The 17,479-nt window shown below is 62.7% G+C and carries 30 protein-coding genes; all 30 read left to right on the top strand.

The features are described from left to right. Nucleotides 1-67 precede the first annotated feature (67 nt). The 30 genes from fusA (at nucleotide 68) to rplQ (ending at nucleotide 17,300) form a co-directional block, all read left to right on the top strand. Nucleotides 68-2,188, top strand: a complete 2,121-nt coding sequence (gene fusA, locus FEF15_RS15790) for an elongation factor G (RefSeq protein ID WP_163560128.1) — start codon at nucleotides 68-70, stop codon at nucleotides 2,186-2,188. Nucleotides 2,189-2,217: 29 nt separating this feature from the next. After that, nucleotides 2,218-3,411, top strand: a complete 1,194-nt coding sequence (gene tuf, locus FEF15_RS15785) for an elongation factor Tu (protein ID WP_163560127.1) — start codon at nucleotides 2,218-2,220, stop codon at nucleotides 3,409-3,411. 163 nt (nucleotides 3,412-3,574) lie between these two features. Next, a complete protein-coding gene (rpsJ, locus tag FEF15_RS15780; protein ID WP_163560126.1) occupies nucleotides 3,575-3,886 on the top strand; it encodes a 30S ribosomal protein S10 in 312 nt (103 codons plus the stop codon). A gap of 151 nt (nucleotides 3,887-4,037) precedes the next feature. Next, nucleotides 4,038-4,676 (top strand): 50S ribosomal protein L3, encoded by a 639-nt coding sequence (gene rplC, locus FEF15_RS15775; RefSeq protein ID WP_163560125.1) that lies wholly within the window; start codon nucleotides 4,038-4,040, stop codon nucleotides 4,674-4,676. A gap of 14 nt (nucleotides 4,677-4,690) precedes the next feature. After that, nucleotides 4,691-5,296 carry a 50S ribosomal protein L4 gene (gene rplD, locus FEF15_RS15770; RefSeq protein ID WP_163560124.1) on the top strand — a complete coding sequence of 202 codons (606 nt, stop codon included), beginning with the start codon at nucleotides 4,691-4,693 and terminating at the stop codon, nucleotides 5,294-5,296. After that, nucleotides 5,293-5,589 (top strand): 50S ribosomal protein L23, encoded by a 297-nt coding sequence (gene rplW, locus FEF15_RS15765; protein ID WP_163560123.1) that lies wholly within the window; start codon nucleotides 5,293-5,295, stop codon nucleotides 5,587-5,589. Before rplD ends, rplW begins: the two co-directional genes overlap by 4 nt. Nucleotides 5,590-5,606: 17 nt before the next feature. Then, nucleotides 5,607-6,437 (top strand): 50S ribosomal protein L2, encoded by an 831-nt coding sequence (gene rplB / locus FEF15_RS15760; RefSeq protein WP_163560122.1) that lies wholly within the window; start codon nucleotides 5,607-5,609, stop codon nucleotides 6,435-6,437. Between the two features lie 33 nt (nucleotides 6,438-6,470). Beyond that, nucleotides 6,471-6,746, top strand: coding sequence for a 30S ribosomal protein S19 (gene rpsS / locus FEF15_RS15755; RefSeq protein WP_009098993.1), 276 nt, complete (start codon nucleotides 6,471-6,473; stop codon nucleotides 6,744-6,746). Between the two features lie 18 nt (nucleotides 6,747-6,764). Continuing rightward, nucleotides 6,765-7,097 carry a 50S ribosomal protein L22 gene (gene rplV / locus FEF15_RS15750; protein ID WP_097790618.1) on the top strand — a complete coding sequence of 111 codons (333 nt, stop codon included), beginning with the start codon at nucleotides 6,765-6,767 and terminating at the stop codon, nucleotides 7,095-7,097. A gap of 11 nt (nucleotides 7,098-7,108) precedes the next feature. Then, nucleotides 7,109-7,807 carry a 30S ribosomal protein S3 gene (gene rpsC, locus FEF15_RS15745; RefSeq protein ID WP_163560121.1) on the top strand — a complete coding sequence of 233 codons (699 nt, stop codon included), beginning with the start codon at nucleotides 7,109-7,111 and terminating at the stop codon, nucleotides 7,805-7,807. 15 nt (nucleotides 7,808-7,822) lie between these two features. After that, nucleotides 7,823-8,236 carry a 50S ribosomal protein L16 gene (gene rplP / locus FEF15_RS15740; RefSeq protein WP_021819610.1) on the top strand — a complete coding sequence of 138 codons (414 nt, stop codon included), beginning with the start codon at nucleotides 7,823-7,825 and terminating at the stop codon, nucleotides 8,234-8,236. Beyond that, entirely contained in the window at nucleotides 8,236-8,427 is a 192-nt protein-coding gene (gene rpmC / locus FEF15_RS15735) for a 50S ribosomal protein L29 (protein ID WP_089688534.1), read from the top strand. The genes rplP and rpmC overlap by 1 nt, the downstream gene beginning before the upstream one ends. Nucleotide 8,428: 1 nt before the next feature. Further along, nucleotides 8,429-8,689, top strand: coding sequence for a 30S ribosomal protein S17 (gene rpsQ / locus FEF15_RS15730; RefSeq protein ID WP_163560120.1), 261 nt, complete (start codon nucleotides 8,429-8,431; stop codon nucleotides 8,687-8,689). 39 nt (nucleotides 8,690-8,728) lie between these two features. Next, nucleotides 8,729-9,100, top strand: coding sequence for a 50S ribosomal protein L14 (rplN, locus tag FEF15_RS15725; protein ID WP_089688530.1), 372 nt, complete (start codon nucleotides 8,729-8,731; stop codon nucleotides 9,098-9,100). 14 nt (nucleotides 9,101-9,114) lie between these two features. Next, complete coding sequence (rplX, locus tag FEF15_RS15720; protein WP_163560119.1) at nucleotides 9,115-9,432, top strand: 50S ribosomal protein L24; 318 nt, start codon at nucleotides 9,115-9,117, stop codon at nucleotides 9,430-9,432. 18 nt (nucleotides 9,433-9,450) lie between these two features. Beyond that, nucleotides 9,451-9,990: a 50S ribosomal protein L5 gene (rplE, locus tag FEF15_RS15715; RefSeq protein ID WP_089688526.1), complete on the top strand. Its 540-nt coding sequence runs from the start codon at nucleotides 9,451-9,453 to the stop codon at nucleotides 9,988-9,990. 10 nt (nucleotides 9,991-10,000) lie between these two features. After that, nucleotides 10,001-10,306 carry a 30S ribosomal protein S14 gene (gene rpsN, locus FEF15_RS15710; RefSeq protein WP_163560118.1) on the top strand — a complete coding sequence of 102 codons (306 nt, stop codon included), beginning with the start codon at nucleotides 10,001-10,003 and terminating at the stop codon, nucleotides 10,304-10,306. A 35-nt stretch (nucleotides 10,307-10,341) separates the two neighbouring features. Beyond that, on the top strand, nucleotides 10,342-10,734 hold the full coding sequence (rpsH, locus tag FEF15_RS15705) for a 30S ribosomal protein S8 (RefSeq protein WP_163560117.1): 393 nt from the start codon (nucleotides 10,342-10,344) through the stop codon (nucleotides 10,732-10,734). A gap of 9 nt (nucleotides 10,735-10,743) precedes the next feature. After that, on the top strand, nucleotides 10,744-11,274 hold the full coding sequence (gene rplF / locus FEF15_RS15700) for a 50S ribosomal protein L6 (protein ID WP_163560116.1): 531 nt from the start codon (nucleotides 10,744-10,746) through the stop codon (nucleotides 11,272-11,274). A 9-nt stretch (nucleotides 11,275-11,283) separates the two neighbouring features. Further along, a complete protein-coding gene (gene rplR, locus FEF15_RS15695) occupies nucleotides 11,284-11,634 on the top strand; it encodes a 50S ribosomal protein L18 (protein ID WP_163560115.1) in 351 nt (116 codons plus the stop codon). A gap of 11 nt (nucleotides 11,635-11,645) precedes the next feature. Further along, nucleotides 11,646-12,146, top strand: a complete 501-nt coding sequence (rpsE, locus tag FEF15_RS15690) for a 30S ribosomal protein S5 (protein ID WP_163560114.1) — start codon at nucleotides 11,646-11,648, stop codon at nucleotides 12,144-12,146. Nucleotides 12,147-12,151: 5 nt separating this feature from the next. Beyond that, on the top strand, nucleotides 12,152-12,334 hold the full coding sequence (gene rpmD / locus FEF15_RS15685; RefSeq protein ID WP_089688582.1) for a 50S ribosomal protein L30: 183 nt from the start codon (nucleotides 12,152-12,154) through the stop codon (nucleotides 12,332-12,334). Nucleotides 12,335-12,337: 3 nt separating this feature from the next. Further along, nucleotides 12,338-12,772: a 50S ribosomal protein L15 gene (rplO, locus tag FEF15_RS15680; RefSeq protein WP_163560113.1), complete on the top strand. Its 435-nt coding sequence runs from the start codon at nucleotides 12,338-12,340 to the stop codon at nucleotides 12,770-12,772. Beyond that, the gene (gene secY, locus FEF15_RS15675; protein ID WP_163560112.1) at nucleotides 12,773-14,104 is read left to right on the top strand and encodes a preprotein translocase subunit SecY; all 1,332 of its coding nucleotides are present in this window, start codon (nucleotides 12,773-12,775) and stop codon (nucleotides 14,102-14,104) included. Nucleotides 14,105-14,133: 29 nt separating this feature from the next. Continuing rightward, entirely contained in the window at nucleotides 14,134-14,247 is a 114-nt protein-coding gene (gene rpmJ / locus FEF15_RS15670; RefSeq protein WP_008959154.1) for a 50S ribosomal protein L36, read from the top strand. Between the two features lie 121 nt (nucleotides 14,248-14,368). Further along, on the top strand, nucleotides 14,369-14,725 hold the full coding sequence (rpsM, locus tag FEF15_RS15665; protein ID WP_163560111.1) for a 30S ribosomal protein S13: 357 nt from the start codon (nucleotides 14,369-14,371) through the stop codon (nucleotides 14,723-14,725). Nucleotides 14,726-14,764: 39 nt separating this feature from the next. Further along, complete coding sequence (rpsK, locus tag FEF15_RS15660) at nucleotides 14,765-15,151, top strand: 30S ribosomal protein S11 (protein ID WP_010626488.1); 387 nt, start codon at nucleotides 14,765-14,767, stop codon at nucleotides 15,149-15,151. Between the two features lie 12 nt (nucleotides 15,152-15,163). Then, the gene (gene rpsD / locus FEF15_RS15655) at nucleotides 15,164-15,784 is read left to right on the top strand and encodes a 30S ribosomal protein S4 (protein WP_163560110.1); all 621 of its coding nucleotides are present in this window, start codon (nucleotides 15,164-15,166) and stop codon (nucleotides 15,782-15,784) included. Between the two features lie 85 nt (nucleotides 15,785-15,869). Next, the gene (rpoA, locus tag FEF15_RS15650) at nucleotides 15,870-16,868 is read left to right on the top strand and encodes a DNA-directed RNA polymerase subunit alpha (protein WP_163560109.1); all 999 of its coding nucleotides are present in this window, start codon (nucleotides 15,870-15,872) and stop codon (nucleotides 16,866-16,868) included. 39 nt (nucleotides 16,869-16,907) lie between these two features. Further along, nucleotides 16,908-17,300 (top strand): 50S ribosomal protein L17, encoded by a 393-nt coding sequence (gene rplQ / locus FEF15_RS15645; protein ID WP_163560108.1) that lies wholly within the window; start codon nucleotides 16,908-16,910, stop codon nucleotides 17,298-17,300. Nucleotides 17,301-17,479: the final 179 nt, after the last annotated feature.

Raw genomic sequence — 17,479 nt, 5'->3', positions numbered from 1 at the left:
ACGACGAATTCCATACACGAAGCGCCACCCGGATGGGTGGCCCTTCACAGCAATGGAGAATTCCATCGTGCCACGCAAGACTCCGCTCAAGCGCTACCGCAACATCGGTATCGTGGCCCACGTCGACGCCGGCAAGACCACCACCACCGAGCGTATCCTGTTCTACACCGGCCTCTCCCACAAGGTGGGCGAGGTGCATGATGGCGCGGCCACCATGGACTGGATGGAGCAGGAGCAGGAGCGCGGCATCACCATCACCTCGGCGGCGACCACCTGCTTCTGGCAGGGCATGAGCAAGCAGTTCGACGAGCACCGCATCAACATCATCGACACCCCCGGACACGTCGACTTCACCATCGAGGTGGAGCGTTCGCTGCGCGTGCTCGACGGTGCCGTGGTGGTGCTGTGCGGCTCCTCCGGCGTGCAACCGCAGACCGAGACCGTGTGGCGCCAGGCCAACAAGTACGAAGTGCCGCGCATGGTGTTCGTCAACAAGATGGACCGTACCGGCGCCGACTTCTTCATGGTGGTCAAGCAGCTCAAGGAGCGCCTGGGCGCCAACGCCGTGCCGATCCAGATCAACTGGGGCACCGAGGACGAATTCAAGGGCGTCATCGATCTGCTGCAGATGAAGGCCATCCTCTGGGACGAGGAGAGCCTTGGCATGAACTACGATCTGGTCGACATCCCCGCCGAGCTCCAGGAGGCCGCCGAAGAGTACCGCGAGGCGATGGTCGAGGCAGCCGCCGAGGCCTCCGAAGAGCTCATGGACAAGTATCTCGAAGAGGGCGAGCTCTCCATCGAGGAAATCAAAGCCGGCCTGCGTCGCCGCACCCTGGACAACGAGATCGTCCTGGTCACCTGCGGCTCGGCGTTCAAGAACAAGGGCGTGCAGGCGGTACTGGATGGCGTCATCGAGTACATGCCGTCGCCCACCGAGGTCAAGGCCATCGAAGGCGAGATGGACGACAAGGATGGCACCATCGAGACTCGCGAGGCCGATGACGACGCCCCCTTCGCCGCCTTGGCCTTCAAGATCGCCACCGACCCCTTCGTCGGCACCCTGACCTTCATTCGCGTCTACTCCGGCGTGCTCAACTCCGGCGACAGCGTCTACAACTCGGTCAAGCAGAAGAAGGAGCGCGTGGGCCGTATCGTGCAGATGCACTCCAACTCCCGCGAGGAGATCAAGGAAGTGCGCGCCGGCGACATCGCCGCCTGCATCGGCCTCAAGGACGTCACCACCGGTGACACCCTGTGCGACATCAACAGCAAGATCGTCCTGGAGCGCATGGAGTTTCCGGATCCGGTCATCTCGGTGGCGGTGGAGCCGAAGTCCAAGGCCGACCAGGAGAAGATGGGTGTGGCACTGGGCAAGCTCGCCCAGGAAGACCCCTCCTTCCAGGTCAAGACCGACGAAGAGACCGGTCAGACGATCATCTCCGGCATGGGTGAGCTGCACCTGGACATTCTGGTCGACCGCATGCGCCGTGAGTTCAAGGTTGAGGCCAACATCGGCAAGCCGCAGGTCGCCTATCGCGAGACGATCAAGCACAGCGTCGAGCAGGAAGGCAAGTTCGTGCGCCAGTCCGGCGGTCGCGGCCAGTACGGCCACGTCTACCTGCGCATCGAACCGCTCACCGCGGAGGACAAGGGCGAAGACGAAGAGATGCACTTCAAATTCGCTTCGGAAATCGTCGGCGGCGTGGTTCCCAAGGAATACGTGCCGGCCGTCGAGAAGGGGGCCTACGAGCAGCTGCAGAACGGTGTCATCGCGGGCTACCCGATGATCGACGTCAAGGTTACGCTGTACGATGGCTCCTACCACGACGTGGACTCCAACGAGACCGCGTTCAAGGTCGCTTCTTCCATGGCGATCAAAGAAGGTGCCAAGAAGGCCAAGGCCGTGCTGCTGGAGCCGGTGATGAAGGTCGAAGTCGTGACGCCCGAGGATTTCATGGGTGACGTCATGGGCGACCTAAACCGCCGTCGCGGCCTGGTGTCGGGCATGGATGACTCGCCGAGCGGCAAGATCATCCGCGCCCGGGTTCCGTTGGCTGAGATGTTCGGTTACGCGACCGATCTGCGTTCTCAGACCCAGGGCCGCGCAAGCTACGTCATGGAGTTTGCGGATTACGAAGAGGCGCCGTCCAGCGTCGTTGAAGCCGTCATCAACCAAAACGGTTAACCGTTAGCTAACGTAAAGAGGTTAAAGCAGTGGCTAAGGAAAAATTCGAACGTTCCAAACCGCACGTCAACGTCGGCACCATCGGTCACGTCGACCACGGCAAGACCACCCTGACTGCGGCCCTGACCCGCGTTTCTGCCGAGGTGTTCGGCGGCGACTGGCGTGAGTTCGACTCCATCGACAACGCCCCGGAAGAGCGTGAGCGTGGTATCACCATCGCCACCTCCCACGTGGAGTACCAGTCCGAGCAGCGTCACTACGCCCACGTCGACTGCCCCGGACACGCCGACTACGTCAAGAACATGATCACCGGTGCCGCCCAGATGGACGGCGCCATCCTGGTCTGTTCCGCTGCCGACGGCCCCATGCCGCAGACTCGCGAGCACATCCTGCTGTCGCGTCAGGTCGGCGTGCCGTACATCGTCGTGTTCCTCAACAAGGCCGACATGGTCGACGACGAGGAGTTGCTCGAGCTGGTCGAGATGGAAGTGCGCGAGCTGCTCAACGAGTACGACTTCCCGGGTGACGACACCCCGATCATCACCGGTTCCGCCCTGATGGCCCTGGAAGGCAAGGACGACAACGGCATGGGTACCACCGCCGTTGCCAACCTGATCAAGGCCCTGGACGAGTACATTCCGGAGCCCGAGCGCGCCATCGACCAGCCGTTCCTGATGCCGATCGAGGACGTCTTCTCCATCTCCGGTCGCGGTACCGTGGTCACCGGCCGCGTCGAGCGCGGTGTGATCAAGGCCGGCGAAGAAGTCGAGATCGTGGGTATCAAGGACACCACCAAGACCGTGGTCACCGGTGTCGAGATGTTCCGCAAGCTGCTCGACGAAGGTCGTGCCGGTGAGAACGTCGGCGCCCTGCTGCGCGGCACCAAGCGTGACGACGTCGAGCGTGGCCAGGTTCTGGCCAAGCCGGGCACCATCACCCCGCACACCCAGTTCGAGGCCGAGGTCTACGTGCTGTCCAAGGAAGAGGGTGGTCGTCACACTCCCTTCTTCAAGGGCTACCGTCCGCAGTTCTACTTCCGTACCACCGACATCACCGGTACCTGTGAGCTGCCGGAAGGCGTCGAGATGGTCATGCCTGGCGACAACGTCAAGATGACCGTCAACCTGATCGCCCCGATCGCCATGGACGAAGGCCTGCGCTTTGCCATCCGCGAGGGTGGCCGCACCGTCGGCGCCGGCGTCGTGGCCAAGATCCTTCAGTAAGTCCTGGACGACTGATTGATCGAAGGGGGCTCCGCGAGGAGCCCCCTTTCTGCGCACCGCAGCGAAGGGTTTGACTCTCGCTCGCGGCGTGCCTATAATGCGCATCCTTTGAATGCGTGGGTAGGCGGCTTGGGCCGTCGACTTCCATTGGAGTTTAGGGCAAATGCAGAACCAGAAGATTCGCATTCGGTTGAAGGCGTTCGACCATCGCCTGATCGACCAGTCCGCCGCGGAGATCGTCGATACCGCCAAGCGGACCGGGGCGCAGGTGCACGGTCCGATCCCCTTGCCGACAAATCGCGAGCGCTACACCGTGCTGATCTCGCCGCACGTCAACAAGGACGCGCGTGACCAGTACGAGATCCGCACGCACAAGCGCGTGCTCGATATCGTCGAGCCGACCGAGAAGACCGTCGATGCCCTGATGAAGCTCGACCTCGCCGCCGGCGTGGACGTGCAGATCAAGCTCGACTGACACCACACTAGACACCGCGGCCCAGCGCTCGACAGAGATTCGCTCGAGCAGCAGCCGCCGCGCCGCGAGGCGCCACACAACGTGCTAGTGGAATGCTCTGGAAAGGGCAGCCATAGCGGGTGATAGCCCCGTACACTATAGGAGACTGAGAATGACTATCGGTTTAGTCGGTAAGAAGGCCGGGATGACCCGTGTCTTCACCGAAGATGGCGCATCCGTGCCCGTGACCGTGATCGAGGTTGAGCCGAACCGTGTTACTTGCGTCAAGTCCGTCGAGTCCGACGGCTACGCGGCGGTCCAGGTCACAACCGGCTCCCGCAAGGCCAAGCACCTGACGAAGGCCCAGGCCGGGCAGTTCGCCAAGGCAGGTGTCGAGGCCGGTCGTTCGCTGATGGAGTTCCGCCTTCCCGAAGGCAGCGAGGCTCCGGAAGTGGGCGGCTCGCTCACCGTATCCCTCTTCGAAGCTGGTCAGATGGTCGACGTGACCGGCACCTCCAAGGGCAAGGGTTTCCAGGGCGCCGTCAAGCGCTGGAACTTCCGCACCCAGGACAACAGCCACGGTAACTCCCTGTCGCATCGCGCGCCGGGTTCCATCGGCATGTGTCAGACCCCGGGGCGCGTCTTCAAGGGCAAGAAGATGGCCGGCCAGATGGGCAATGCCCGCTGCACCGTCCAGAGCCTCGAAGTCGTGCGGGTCGATGCCGAACGCAACCTGCTGCTGATCAAGGGTGCCGTGCCCGGTGCCACCGGCAGCGACGTCATCGTGCGCAGCGCCGTCAAAGCTGGCTGAAGGGGATAGAACCGATGAATCTGAATCTTGCTGCAGGCGCGGGTACCGTGGAAGTGTCCGACGCCACCTTTGGCAAAGAATTCAACGAGGCGCTGGTGCACCAGGTGGTCACCGCCTACCTGGCCGCGGGTCGCCAGGGCACCCGCGCCCAGAAGAGCCGCTCCGACGTGCGCGGCGGCGGCAAGAAGCCGTGGCGCCAGAAGGGTACCGGCCGTGCCCGTGCCGGCACCATCCGCTCTCCGCTGTGGCGCAGTGGCGGCGTGACCTTTGCGGCGCGTCCTCAGGACTACACCCAGAAGGTCAACCGCAAGATGTATCGCGCTGCGATGCGCGCCATCCTCTCCGAACTGGTTCGCCAGGAGCGCCTGGTGGTCGTCGACAGCTTCGCCGTCGAGGCCCCCAAGACCAAGCAGCTGGTTGCCAAGCTCGGCGAGCTGGGTCTGGAGAAGGCGCTGATCGTCACCGAGGATCTCGACGAGAAGCTCTACCTGGCCGCCCGCAACATCCCCAACGTGGACGTCGTGGACGTGGCCGCCGCCGATCCGGTGAGCCTGATTGCCTTCGACAAGGTGCTCGTCACCGTCTCCGCCCTGCGTAAATTCGAGGAGAAGCTGGCATGAATCAGGAGCGCGTATTCAAGGTGCTGCTGGGTCCGCACGTGACCGAAAAGGCCGCCATGGCCGCCGAGAACAACCAGTACGTGTTCAAGGTGGCAAGCGACGCGACCAAGCCGGAGATCAAGACTGCCGTCCAGATCCTGTTCGGCAAGAAGGTCGATCGCGTCCAGGTATTGAACGTGAAGGGCAAGACCAAGCGGACCGCGCAGGGGCTGGGTCGTCGCAAGGGCTATCGCAAGGCCTACGTGACCCTCGCCGCCGGTGAGACGCTCGAAGACTTCACTGGCGCCGAATAAGGGCAGGAGTACGGATCATGGCAATCGTCAAGACTAAACCCACATCCGCCGGTCGTCGCCACGTCGTCAAGATCGTTGGGGACGAGCTGCACAAGGGCAAGCCCTATGCGCCGCTGCTCGAGAAGCAGTCCAAGTCCGGTGGTCGCAATAACAACGGTCGCATCACCACCCGTCACGTGGGCGGTGGGCATCGTCACCACTATCGCCTGATCGACTTCAAGCGCACCAAGGATGGCGTTCCCGCTATCGTCGAGCGCCTGGAGTACGATCCCAATCGCAGCGCCCACATCGCGCTGCTCAAGTACCTGGACGGTGAGCGTCGCTACATCATCGCGCCCAAGGGCGTGCGCACCGGCGACCGTCTCGAGTCCGGCGTGAACGCGCAGATCAAGCGGGGCAACACCCTGCCGCTGCGCAATATCCCGCTGGGTTCCACCGTGCACTGCATCGAGCTCAAGCCCGGCAAGGGTGCCCAGCTCGCGCGCAGCGCCGGCACCAGCGCCCAGGTCGTCGCCCGCGAAGGCAACTACGCCACTCTGCGTCTGCGCTCCGGCGAGATGCGCAAGGTGCTGGCCGAGTGCCGCGCGACCCTGGGGGAAGTGAGCAACTCCGAGCACAGCCTGCGTCAGCTTGGCAAGGCCGGTGCGAAGCGCTGGAGGGGCGTGCGTCCGACCGTTCGTGGCGTGGCCATGAACCCGGTCGACCACCCGCACGGCGGTGGTGAAGGCCGCACCAGCGGCGGTCGTCACCCGGTGACTCCGTGGGGCGTTCCCACCAAGGGTCACAAGACCCGCAAGAACAAGCGCACCGACGCGCTGATCGTTCGTCGCCGCAAGGCCCGGAACTGATTGAACACGCCAAGACATTAAGGGGTAACGGCTGTGCCACGTTCACTGAAGAAAGGTCCCTTCATTGACCTTCATCTGCTGAAGAAGGTTGAGGCTGCAGTGGAGAAGAACGACCGCAAACCGATCAAGACCTGGTCGCGTCGTTCCATGATCCTGCCGAATATGGTCGGGCTCACCATTGCAGTCCATAACGGTCGCCAACACGTCCCGGTGCATGTCTCCGAGGAAATGGTTGGCCACAAGCTGGGCGAATTCGCTGCCACCCGCACCTATCGCGGTCACGCGGCGGACAAGAAAGCCAAACGGTAAGCCAGAGAGGATTGAGAGATGGAAGTCACAGCTAAGCTGCGTGGCGCTCGTTTATCCGCCCAGAAGGCCCGTTTGGTGGCTGACCAGGTGCGCGGTAAGCCGGTCGCCGAAGCGCTCGACCTGCTGACCTTCTCGCCGAAGAAGGCTGCCAAGCTGGTCAAGAAGGTGCTGCAGTCCGCCATCGCGAATGCGGAAGAAAACAACGGCATGGATATCGACGAGCTGCGTGTCTCGACCATCTGCGTCGATGAGGGCATGACGCTCAAGCGCATCCGGCCGCGCGCCAAGGGCCGCGCGGATCGCATTCTGAAGCGCACCTGCCACATCACCGTCAAGGTAGCCGAGAAGTAGGAGTCGACCAGATGGGTCAGAAAGTCAATCCAACAGGCATTCGCCTGGGTATCGTCAAGGACCACACCTCCGTGTGGTACGCCGAGAGCGACGCCTACGCCGACAAGCTTAACAACGACCTCGAAGTGCGCCGCTTCCTCGAAGAGCGCCTCAAGAATGCGTCCGTGAGCCGCATCACCATCGAGCGTCCGGCGAACAACGCCCGCATCACCATTCACACCGCCCGCCCGGGCATCGTGATCGGCAAGAAGGGCGAGGACGTCGACCGTCTGCGCCGTGATGTCACCGCGATGATGGGTGTGCCGGTGCACGTCAACATCGAGGAAGTCCGCAAGCCGGAACTCGATGCCAAGCTGGTCGCCCAGAACATCGCTGGCCAGCTCGAGCGTCGCGTGATGTTCCGTCGCGCCATGAAGCGTGCCGTGCAGAACGCCATGCGCCTCGGCGCCGGCGGGATCAAGGTGCAGCTCTCCGGCCGTCTCGGCGGGGCGGAAATCGCCCGTACCGAGTGGTATCGCGAGGGTCGCGTGCCGCTGCACACGCTGCGGGCGGACATCGACTACGCCACCTACGAGGCCAAGACCACCTACGGCATCATCGGTGTCAAGGTGTGGGTCTTCAAGGGTGAGATCCTCGGGGGCATCGAGGAGGTCCGCGCCAAGGCGAAGCAGCCGCAGACCGCGCCCTCCAAGAAGAAAGGTTCCAGGTAAGGGGAGAGCGAGTCGATGTTACAACCCAAGCGCATGAAGTTCCGCAAGATGCAGAAGGGCCGCAACCGTGGCCTGGCGCATCGCGGCAGCAAGGTAAGTTTCGGCGAGTACGGCCTCAAGGCCACTGGCCGGGGCCGCGTCACCGCCCGTCAGATCGAGGCCGGTCGTCGTGCGATCACCCGTCACGTCAAGCGGGGTGGCAAGATATGGATCCGCGTGTTCCCTGACAAGCCGATCTCCAAGAAGCCTCTTGAAGTCCGGATGGGTAAGGGCAAGGGCTCCGTGGAGTACTGGGTGGCACAGATCCAGCCCGGTCGCGTGCTGTACGAGATCGAAGGGGTTTCCGAGGAGCTGGCCCGCGAGGCATTCGCCCTGGCCGCCCAGAAATTCCCGGTCTCCACCACCTTTGTGAAACGGACGGTGATGTGATGAAAGCCCAGGAAATTCGCGAGAAGTCAGTCGAGGAACTCCGCGAGCAGCTCCTCGAGCTGCTCAAGGAGCAGTTCAACCTGCGCATGCAGAAGGCCACCGGCCAGCTGAGCCAGACGCATCTGCTCAAGCAGGTCCGTCGGGATATCGCCCGCGTGAAGACTGTGCTCAACGAAAAGGCAGGTGACTGAGATGGCCGAAGAGAAGAAAGCCCGCACGCTCACCGGCAAGGTGGTGAGCGACAAGATGGAAAAGTCCATCGTCGTGATGATCGAGCGCCGCGAGCGTCACCCGATCTACGGCAAGTACATGAAGCGCTCCACCAAGCTGCATGCCCATGACGAGACGAACCAGGCGAAATTCGGCGACACGGTCTCCATCCAGGAGTGCCGTCCGCTGTCCCGCAAGAAGGCCTGGACCCTGGTCGAGGTGATCGAGCAGGCCAAGGGCTGAGCTCGGCGAGTGCAGTCAGGTTAGGTTTGGAGAAAACCGATGATTCAGACTCAGACAATGCTGGATGTCGCCGACAACAGCGGAGCGCGCCGGGTGCAGTGCATCAAGGTGCTGGGTGGTTCACACCGCCGCTACGCTCGCGTGGGTGACATCATCAAGGTAACGGTGAAGGAAGCCATCCCGCGTGGCAAGGTCAAGAAGGGCCAGGTCCTCAAGGCGGTGGTGGTCCGCACCCGCAGCGGCGTCCGTCGTAACGACGGTTCGCTGATCCGCTTCGACGGAAATGCGGCGGTTCTGTTGAACAACACCAACGAACAGCCGATCGGTACCCGTATCTTCGGGCCGGTGACCCGTGAACTTCGTACCGAGAAGTTCATGAAGATCATTTCCCTGGCGCCCGAAGTGCTGTAAGGAGCGAGGCGGATATGCAAAAGATCAAACGTGACGATGAAGTGATCGTCATCGCCGGCAAGGACAAGGGCAAGCGCGGCACCGTCAAGCGCGTCCTCAAGGACGAGCGCTTCGTGGTGTCCGGTGTGAACATGATCAAGCGTCACACCAAGCCCAATCCCATGGCGGGCAAGCAGGGCGGTATCGTCGAGCGCGAGGCTCCGATTCACGCGTCCAACGTGGCGATCTTCAACTCGGAGACCGGTAAGGCGGATCGCGTCGGCTTCCAGGTTAAGGAAGACGGTACCAAGGTACGCATCTACAAGTCGACGCAGACGCAGATCGACGCCTAACGCGAGTCGGGTAGCAAAATGGCGAACTTGAAAGAACGTTATCAGAATGAGGTGGTGGCTCAGCTCAAAGAGCAGTTCAGCTACGCCAACGTGATGCAGGTGCCACGGGTCTCCAAGGTGACCCTGAACATGGGCATCGGCGACGCGACCAGCGACAAGAAGCTGATCGAGAATGCCATCGCCGACCTGGAGAAGCTCTCCGGTCAGAAACCGGTGGTGACCAAGGCACGCAAGTCCATCGCGGGCTTCAAGGTGCGCGAAGGTTGGCCGATCGGCATCAAGGTGACCCTGCGCCGCGAGCGCATGTGGGAGTTCCTGGATCGCCTGGTCAACATCGCGATCCCCCGTGTACGTGACTTCCGTGGTCTCAACCCGAAGTCCTTCGACGGTCGTGGCAACTACTCCATGGGGGTGCGTGAGCAGATCATCTTCCCGGAGATCGAGTATGATAAGATCGACCGGATTCGTGGTCTGGATGTCACCATCACCACCACCGCCAACACCGATGAGGAAGGTCGCGCACTGCTCAGCGCGCTGAACTTCCCGTTCAAGAGATAAGGGTGGGATCATGGCAAAGAAAAGCATGGTAGAGCGTGAGCTCAAGCGCGCGAAGCTGGTCGAGAAGTACGCCGGCAAGCGCGCCGAGCTCAAGGCAATCATCCAGGACGTGAACGCTTCCGACGAAGAGCGCTTCGACGCAACGCTGAAACTGCAGCAGTTGCCGCGCGACTCCAGCCCGGTGCGCAAGCGCAATCGCTGCCGCGTCACCGGTCGCCCGCACGGCTACTACAACAAGTTCGGCCTGGGCCGTAACAAGCTGCGTGAAGCCGCCATGCGTGGCGAGGTCCCCGGACTCAAGAAGTCCAGCTGGTAAGACCGCCACGTGGAATCATCAGGAGCGCAACGTACATGAGCATGCAAGACACTCTGGCGGATATGTTCACCCGTATCCGCAATGCGCAGCAGGCCACTAAGGAGACGGTCACCATGCCGTCCTCCAAGCTCAAGGTCGAGGTGGCCCGCGTGCTGAAGGAAGAGGGCTACATCGCCGACTTCGCGGTGGCCGAGGGTGCCAAGCCCGAGCTGACCGTGACCCTCAAGTACTTCGAGGGCAAGCCGGTCATCGAGTACCTCCAGCGGGCCTCCAAGCCGTCCCTGCGCCAGTATCGCGGCAAGGACGCGCTGCCCAAGGTGGCCGACGGCCTGGGTATCGCGATCGTCACCACCTCCCAGGGCGTGATGACCGACCGGGCCGCCCGTCAGGCCGGCGTCGGTGGCGAAGTCATCTGCACCGTATTCTAGGAGTCTGGAATGTCCCGCGTAGCCAAATATCCGGTTAAAGTGCCCGCCGGCGTCGACATCAAGCTCGACGGCGACCAGCTGACCGTCAAGGGCAGCCAGGGCACGTTGTCCATGACCGTCCATCCCGACGTGGTCATCGGTCAGGAGGAAGGTCAGCTGACCTTCACTCCGAGCGAGACGGCCAAGTCCTGGGCGATGGTCGGTACCACGCGCGCTCTGGTCCAGAACCTGGTCACCGGCACCGCCGAGGGTTTCACCAAGACCCTCGAGATCAACGGCGTCGGCTATCGTGCCCAGGCCAAGGGCCAGACGCTCAACCTGACACTGGGCTTCTCGCACCCGGTCGACTACACGCTGCCCGAGGGTGTCACGGCGGAAACGCCGAAGAACACCGTCATCGTGCTCAAGAGCGCGGACAAGCAGAAGCTCGGCCAGTGCGCTGCGGAAATCCGCGCCTTCCGTCCCCCCGAGCCCTACAAGGGCAAGGGTGTCCGGTACGCCGACGAGCAGGTGCGTCGCAAAGAAGCCAAGAAGAAGTAAGGCAGGGTTATGAACGCGAAGAAAGAATCTCGTCTCCGTCGTGCCCGCCGCGCTCGCGCCAAGATTCGCGAGCTGGGCGTGTATCGCCTGTGCGTCAACCGTACCCCGTGCCACATCTACGCGCAGATCATCTCGCCGGATGGGGCCAAGGTCCTGGCCAGCGCGTCCACGCTGGACAAGGCGCTGCGCGAGGGTGCGACCGGCAACGTCGACGCCGCCACCAAGGTGGGCGCACTGATTGCCGAGCGCGCAAAAGAAGCGGGCATCACCCAGGTGGCCTTCGATCGTGCCGGGTTCAAGTACCATGGCCGCGTCAAGGCCCTGGCCGACGCCGCTCGTGAAGGCGGCCTGGAATTCTAAAGGGTTTTACGATGGCGAAGAACGAACAGCAAAGCGGCGATCTGCAGGAAAAGCTGGTGCAGGTCAACCGTGTCGCCAAGGTGGTCAAGGGTGGCCGGATCTTCGGCTTCACCGCCCTGACCGTCGTTGGCGATGGCAACGGTCGTGTCGGCTTCGGTCGCGGCAAGGCACGTGAAGTGCCGGTGGCGATCCAGAAGGCGATGGATCAGGCCCGCCGCAACATGATCAAGGTGAGCCTCAAGGGTCACACTCTGCAGTACCCGGTCAAGGCGCGTCACGGCGCCTCCAAGGTGTACATGCAGCCGGCCTCCGAGGGTACCGGGATCATCGCCGGCGGCGCCATGCGCTCCGTGCTCGAACTGGCCGGCGTCCACGACGTCCTGGCCAAGTGCTACGGCTCCACCAATCCGGTCAACGTGGTGCGCGCGACCGTCAACGGTCTCGCCTCCATGCAGTCGCCGGACGACATCGCTGCCAAGCGCGGCCTGTCTGTCGAAGCGATCACGGGGTGAACACCATGGCAGCAACGATCAAGGTTACCCAGACCCGCAGCACCATCGGCACGCTGCCCAAGCACAAGGCCACCATGAAGGGCCTCGGGCTGCGCCGCATCGGTCACACGGTCGAACTGGAAGACACCCCTGCCGTGCGCGGCATGATCCATAAGGTCAATTACCTTGTGCGGGTAGAGGGAGAGTAATCCATGAAACTCAACAGCCTGAGCCCGGCCCCGGGCTCCAAGCACGCCGAGAAGCGCGTCGGCCGCGGCATCGGCTCCGGCCTGGGCAAGACCGGTGGCCGTGGCCACAAGGGTCTCAAGTCGCGCAGCGGCGGCACGGTGAAGCCCGGTTTCGAGGGTGGTCAGATGCCGCTGCAGCGGCGCCTGCCCAAGTTCGGCTTCACCTCCGCGAAGTCGCTGGTCTCCGAGGAAGTCCGCCTGGCCGAGCTGGCCAAGGTGGCGGGTGACGAGGTCACCCTGGACACCCTCAAGCAGGCCAACGTGCTGAAGGACGCCACGCAGCATGCGAAGGTCATCCTTTCCGGCGAACTGAACAAGGCGGTCACGGTCCGCGGTCTCAAGGTCACCAAGGGTGCCCGTGCCGCGATCGAAGCCGCCGGTGGCAAGGTAGAGGACTAAATGGCCAAGTCAGGAAACATGCCGGCGATGGGCAGCGGTCTGAGTGAACTGTGGGCGCGCCTGCGCTTCGTGCTCCTCGCCATCGTGGTGTACCGCATCGGTGCCCACATCCCCGTGCCCGGTATCAATCCTGACCAGCTTGCTGCCTTGTTCAGGGAGCAGCAGGGCACCATCCTGGGCATGTTCAACATGTTCTCGGGGGGTGCGCTGGAGCGCATGAGCATCATGGCGCTGGGCATCATGCCCTACATCTCGGCGTCGATCATCATGCAGCTGCTGACCGCGGTCTCGCCCCACCTCGAGCAGTTGAAGAAGGAGGGCGAGGCCGGCCGTCGCAAGATCAGCCAGTATACGCGCTACGGCACGGTGCTGCTGGCCTTGATCCAGGCCACCGGTATGTCGGTGGGCCTGGCCAGCCAGGGCATCGCCTACACGGCCGACTTCAGCTTCTACTTCACCGCCATCGTCACCTTCGTGACCGGGGCGGTGTTCCTGATGTGGCTGGGCGAGCAGATCACCGAGAAGGGGATCGGCAACGGCATCTCGCTGCTGATCTTTTCGGGCATCGTCGCCGGCTTGCCCGGCGCCGTGGGTCAGGCCTTCGAGCTGGCGCGCAACGAGGGTGCCTGGAACGTGCTGCCGCTACTGGCACTCTCCGTGCTGGGCATTGCCACTGTCGCCTTCGTGGTGTTCATCGAGCGCGGCCAGCGCCGCATCACGGTGAACTACCCGCGGCGCCAGGTCGGCAACAAGATGTATGCCGGGCAGAGCAGCTATCTGCCGTTGAAGGTGAACATGGCGGGCGTCATCCCGGCGATCTTCGCCTCCAGCATCCTGCTGTTCCCGGCGTCGCTGGGCCAGTGGGTCGGCGCCGGCGAGGGCATGGAGTGGCTGCAGCGTGCCTCCCAGGCCCTGGGGCCGGGCCAGCCGCTGTACATCTTGCTTTTCGCGGCGGCGGTGGTATTCTTCTGCTTCTTTTACACAGCGCTGGTCTTCAACCCCAAGGACGTCGCCGACAACCTCAAGAAGTCGGGCGCCTTCCTGCCGGGGATTCGCCCGGGTGAGCAGACCGCTCGCTACGTCGACAAGGTCATGACCCGTCTGACCCTGTTCGGTGCCCTGTACATCACCGCCGTCTCCCTGATGCCGCAGTTCCTGATCGTGGCCTGGAACGTGCCGTTCTTCTTTGGCGGCACGTCACTGCTGATCGTGGTGGTGGTGATCATGGACTTCATGGCTCAGGTACAGTCGCACCTCATGTCGCACCAGTACGACTCGGTGATGAAGAAGTCCAACCTGAAAGGCTACGGTAGCGGCGGCATCATGCGCTGAGGCGCGCCGCTCGCGTTTTGGAGAGAACGATGAAAGTTCGAGCTTCCGTCAAGAAGATGTGCCGTAACTGCAAGATCATTCGTCGCAATGGCGCCGTGCGCGTCATCTGCAGCGAGCCGCGGCACAAGCAGCGCCAGGGCTGAACCTGGCGCCTGTGGAAAGCGGTGCCGGCATACCCCTTGAACCCGGTTGGGGGAAGGGGTATGCTGTTGCGCCTTTTGTAGAGACCAATCGAGCAAGCCGCTCAAATTTCGGAGTAAGCTGATGGCCCGTATTGCAGGCGTCAATATCCCGGACAACAAGCATGCGGCGATCTCGCTGACCTATATCTTCGGGATTGGCCGTACGCGCGCACTTGACATCTGTGCCGCCGCCGGCATCGCGCCGACCACCAAGATCCAGGAGCTGTCCTCGGAAGAAGTGGACACCCTGCGTAGTGAAGTCGGCAAGTACACCGTGGAAGGTGACCTTCGTCGTGATGTGACGCTCAACATCAAGCGTCTCATGGACCTGGGTTGCTATCGTGGTCTGCGTCATCGTCGCGGTCTTCCGCTGCGTGGTCAGCGTACCAAGACCAATGCGCGTACCCGCAAGGGCCCGCGCAAGCCGATTCGCAAGTAACACGCACGTTCTGGCGTAACGACAGGAAACGACATCAACATGGCTAACCCGCGTAGCAACCGAAAGAAGGTTAAAAAGCAGGTAGTGGATGCCGTCGCGCATATCCACGCCTCTTTTAACAACACGATCGTGACGATCACAGACCGCCAGGGCAACGCGCTCTCCTGGGCGACTGCCGGTGGTTCGGGTTTTCGTGGTTCTCGCAAGAGCACCCCGTTCGCTGCTCAAGTGGCAAGCGAACGTGCAGCGACCGCTGCAGCCGAGTATGGTGTGAAAAACGTCGACGTGCTGGTCAAAGGCCCCGGTCCGGGCCGTGAATCCGCCGTGCGCGCCCTGAGCGCCGCCGGCTTCCGCGTGCAGAGCATCACCGACGCGACGCCCATTCCCCACAATGGCTGCCGTCCGCCGAAGAAACGCCGCGTTTAAGGAGACAGATTCATGGCTCGTTATATTGGACCGAAGTGCAAACTGTCTCGTCGTGAAGGCACCGACCTCTTCCTGAAGAGCGGTGTCACTCCCTTCGAGAAGAAGTGCAAATCCGAGCAGATCCCGGGTGTGCACGGCCAGCGCCGTCAGCGTCTTTCCGACTACGGCTTGCAGCTTCGCGAGAAGCAGAAAGTGCGCCGCATGTACGGTGTGCTCGAGAAGCAGTTCCGCGGCTACTACAAGGAAGCGGCACGCCGCTCCGGCGCCACTGGCGAAGTGCTGCTGCAACTGCTCGAATCCCGACTGGACAACGTCGTCTATCGCATGGGCTTTGGCTCGACTCGCTCCGAGGCGCGTCAGCTGGTGAGCCACAAGGCGATCGCCGTCAACGGCCGCAGCGTCAACGTGGCCTCCTATCAGGTCAAGCCCGGTGACGTGGTGTCCGTCCGCGAGAAAGCGAAGAACCAGGCGCGCATCCAGAATGCGCTGGGCATTGCTGCCAACCGCGGCGACGTGGCCTGGATCGAGCTGGACGCGAAGAAGATGGAAGGCACTTTCAAGGCTATCCCGGAACGCGGCGACCTGTCTGCCGACATCAACGAAAACCTGATCGTCGAGCTGTACTCGAAGTAACCCGTCGCTGATCGCGTCGTGCCGGCCCCGTCAGGGGTCGGCGTCGAGTACCGAGTAACCGTTTGGCAGCCTTAAAGGTGTAGTTATGCAGCGTTCAGTGACAGAGTTTCTCCGTCCGCGTGATATCAAGGTCGAAGAGATCAGCGCTCACCACGCGAAGATCGTGCTCGAACCCTTCGAGCGCGGCTTTGGCCACACCCTGGGAAATGCGCTGCGTCGTATCCTGCTCTCGTCCATGCCCGGCTGTGCCGTGGTGGAGGCCGAGATTGCCGGTGTCGAGCACGAGTACAGCGCCATCGAAGGGGTTCAGGAAGACGTCATCGAAATCCTGCTGAATCTCAAGGACGTGGCCATCCGCATGCACAGTCGCGACGAGGCGATGCTCTCGCTGAACAAGCAGGGCCCGGCCGTGGTGACCGCGGGTGACATCGTGCTCGATCACGACGTCGATATCGTCAATCCGGACCACGTCATCGCCCACGTCAACGAGGGGGCCGAGCTCAAGATGCAGCTCAAGGTCGCCCGCGGTCGCGGCTACGAGCCGGCCGACACCCGTATCGATGCCGACGACGAGTCGCGTGCCATCGGTCGCCTGCAGCTGGATGCCACCTTCAGCCCGGTGCGCCGTGTCTCCTATGCCGTCGATGCGGCGCGGGTGGAGCAGCGCACCGACCTCGACAAGCTGATCATCGACCTTGAGACCGACGGCACTCTGGATCCCGAGGAAGCCATCCGTCGCAGCGCGACCATCCTGCAGGAGCAGCTGGCCGCCTTCGTCGACCTGGAGGCCGACAAGGAGCAGGAGGCCGAAGAGGAGGAGGATCACATCGATCCCATCCTGCTGCGTCCCGTCGACGATCTCGAGTTGACCGTGCGCAGTGCCAACTGCCTGAAGGCCGAGAACATCTACTACATCGGCGATCTCATCCAGCGCACCGAGGTCGAGCTGCTCAAGACGCCCAATCTCGGCAAGAAGTCCCTGAACGAGATCAAGGACGTGTTGGCGGCCCGCGGTCTGTCCCTGGGTATGCGGCTGGAAAACTGGCCCCCGGCAAGCCTGAAGGACGACAAGACCTCTGCCTGAGCGTCGACTCGAGTCCCAGTTTGGTAAGGAATCACAACCATGCGTCATCGTAAGAGTGGTCGTCACCTGAATCGTACCAGCTCGCATCGCCAGGCCATGTTCAAGAACATGAGCGTGTCGCTGATCGAGCACGAAGTGATCAAGACAACCCTGCCCAAGGCCAAGGAGCTGCGTCGCGTCATCGAGCCGCTGATCACCCTGGCCAAGCAGGACAGCGTCGCCAACCGGCGCCTGGCCTTCAGCCGCACCCGCTCCAAGGAAGCGGTGGGCAAGCTCTTCAATGAGCTGGGCCCGCGCTACGCCGAGCGCCCCGGCGGCTATCTGCGTATCCTCAAGTGCGGCTACCGCACCGGTGACAACGCGCCCATGGCCTACGTCGAGCTCGTCGACCGTCCGGTCGTCGAGGAGGTCGAGGACGCCGCCGAGGAGTGATCCCGGTAGCGGGCCTCGGCCCGGCGCTGTATCGCCATACGAAAACCGGCCCCTTGGTGGGGCCGGTTTTTTTATTCCAGTTACAAGCTACAAGGGGCGAGCTACAAGGAAAATCCCTTGAGTTATAGTCAAATCTGGTGGATGGAAGTCAGGCGGCAGTCCTGTCTGACTGATCGATT

The sequence above is a fragment of the Halomonas sp. NO4 genome (genome assembly GCF_010994375.1).
Classification (GTDB): domain Bacteria; phylum Pseudomonadota; class Gammaproteobacteria; order Pseudomonadales; family Halomonadaceae; genus Halomonas.
Note: the sequence above shows the minus strand (reverse complement) of the source record. Positions and strands in the feature narration are given on the sequence as shown.

Bases quoted from the DNA above. Each gene is read 5' to 3' on its own strand.
- rplP (WP_021819610.1), top strand. From the start codon at position 7,823: ATGTTACAACCCAAGCGCATGAAGTTCCGCAAGATGCAGAAGGGCCGC.
- rpsN (WP_163560118.1), top strand. From the start codon at position 10,001: ATGGCAAAGAAAAGCATGGTAGAGCGTGAGCTCAAGCGCGCGAAGCTG.
- rplN (WP_089688530.1), top strand. From the start codon at position 8,729: ATGATTCAGACTCAGACAATGCTGGATGTCGCCGACAACAGCGGAGCG.
- rpmC (WP_089688534.1), top strand. From the start codon at position 8,236: ATGAAAGCCCAGGAAATTCGCGAGAAGTCAGTCGAGGAACTCCGCGAG.
- rplR (WP_163560115.1), top strand. From the start codon at position 11,284: ATGAACGCGAAGAAAGAATCTCGTCTCCGTCGTGCCCGCCGCGCTCGC.
- rpsJ (WP_163560126.1), top strand. From the start codon at position 3,575: ATGCAGAACCAGAAGATTCGCATTCGGTTGAAGGCGTTCGACCATCGC.
- rplF (WP_163560116.1), top strand. From the start codon at position 10,744: ATGTCCCGCGTAGCCAAATATCCGGTTAAAGTGCCCGCCGGCGTCGAC.
- rplQ (WP_163560108.1), top strand. From the start codon at position 16,908: ATGCGTCATCGTAAGAGTGGTCGTCACCTGAATCGTACCAGCTCGCAT.
- rpmJ (WP_008959154.1), top strand. From the start codon at position 14,134: ATGAAAGTTCGAGCTTCCGTCAAGAAGATGTGCCGTAACTGCAAGATC.
- rpsH (WP_163560117.1), top strand. From the start codon at position 10,342: ATGAGCATGCAAGACACTCTGGCGGATATGTTCACCCGTATCCGCAAT.
- rpsC (WP_163560121.1), top strand. From the start codon at position 7,109: ATGGGTCAGAAAGTCAATCCAACAGGCATTCGCCTGGGTATCGTCAAG.
- rplD (WP_163560124.1), top strand. From the start codon at position 4,691: ATGAATCTGAATCTTGCTGCAGGCGCGGGTACCGTGGAAGTGTCCGAC.
- rplX (WP_163560119.1), top strand. From the start codon at position 9,115: ATGCAAAAGATCAAACGTGACGATGAAGTGATCGTCATCGCCGGCAAG.
- rpsK (WP_010626488.1), top strand. From the start codon at position 14,765: ATGGCTAACCCGCGTAGCAACCGAAAGAAGGTTAAAAAGCAGGTAGTG.
- rplE (WP_089688526.1), top strand. From the start codon at position 9,451: ATGGCGAACTTGAAAGAACGTTATCAGAATGAGGTGGTGGCTCAGCTC.
- rplC (WP_163560125.1), top strand. From the start codon at position 4,038: ATGACTATCGGTTTAGTCGGTAAGAAGGCCGGGATGACCCGTGTCTTC.
- rpsD (WP_163560110.1), top strand. From the start codon at position 15,164: ATGGCTCGTTATATTGGACCGAAGTGCAAACTGTCTCGTCGTGAAGGC.
- rplV (WP_097790618.1), top strand. From the start codon at position 6,765: ATGGAAGTCACAGCTAAGCTGCGTGGCGCTCGTTTATCCGCCCAGAAG.
- rplB (WP_163560122.1), top strand. From the start codon at position 5,607: ATGGCAATCGTCAAGACTAAACCCACATCCGCCGGTCGTCGCCACGTC.
- rpsE (WP_163560114.1), top strand. From the start codon at position 11,646: ATGGCGAAGAACGAACAGCAAAGCGGCGATCTGCAGGAAAAGCTGGTG.
- rpsM (WP_163560111.1), top strand. From the start codon at position 14,369: ATGGCCCGTATTGCAGGCGTCAATATCCCGGACAACAAGCATGCGGCG.
- rpsQ (WP_163560120.1), top strand. From the start codon at position 8,429: ATGGCCGAAGAGAAGAAAGCCCGCACGCTCACCGGCAAGGTGGTGAGC.
- rpmD (WP_089688582.1), top strand. From the start codon at position 12,152: ATGGCAGCAACGATCAAGGTTACCCAGACCCGCAGCACCATCGGCACG.
- rpoA (WP_163560109.1), top strand. From the start codon at position 15,870: ATGCAGCGTTCAGTGACAGAGTTTCTCCGTCCGCGTGATATCAAGGTC.
- rplO (WP_163560113.1), top strand. From the start codon at position 12,338: ATGAAACTCAACAGCCTGAGCCCGGCCCCGGGCTCCAAGCACGCCGAG.
- rplW (WP_163560123.1), top strand. From the start codon at position 5,293: ATGAATCAGGAGCGCGTATTCAAGGTGCTGCTGGGTCCGCACGTGACC.
- secY (WP_163560112.1), top strand. From the start codon at position 12,773: ATGGCCAAGTCAGGAAACATGCCGGCGATGGGCAGCGGTCTGAGTGAA.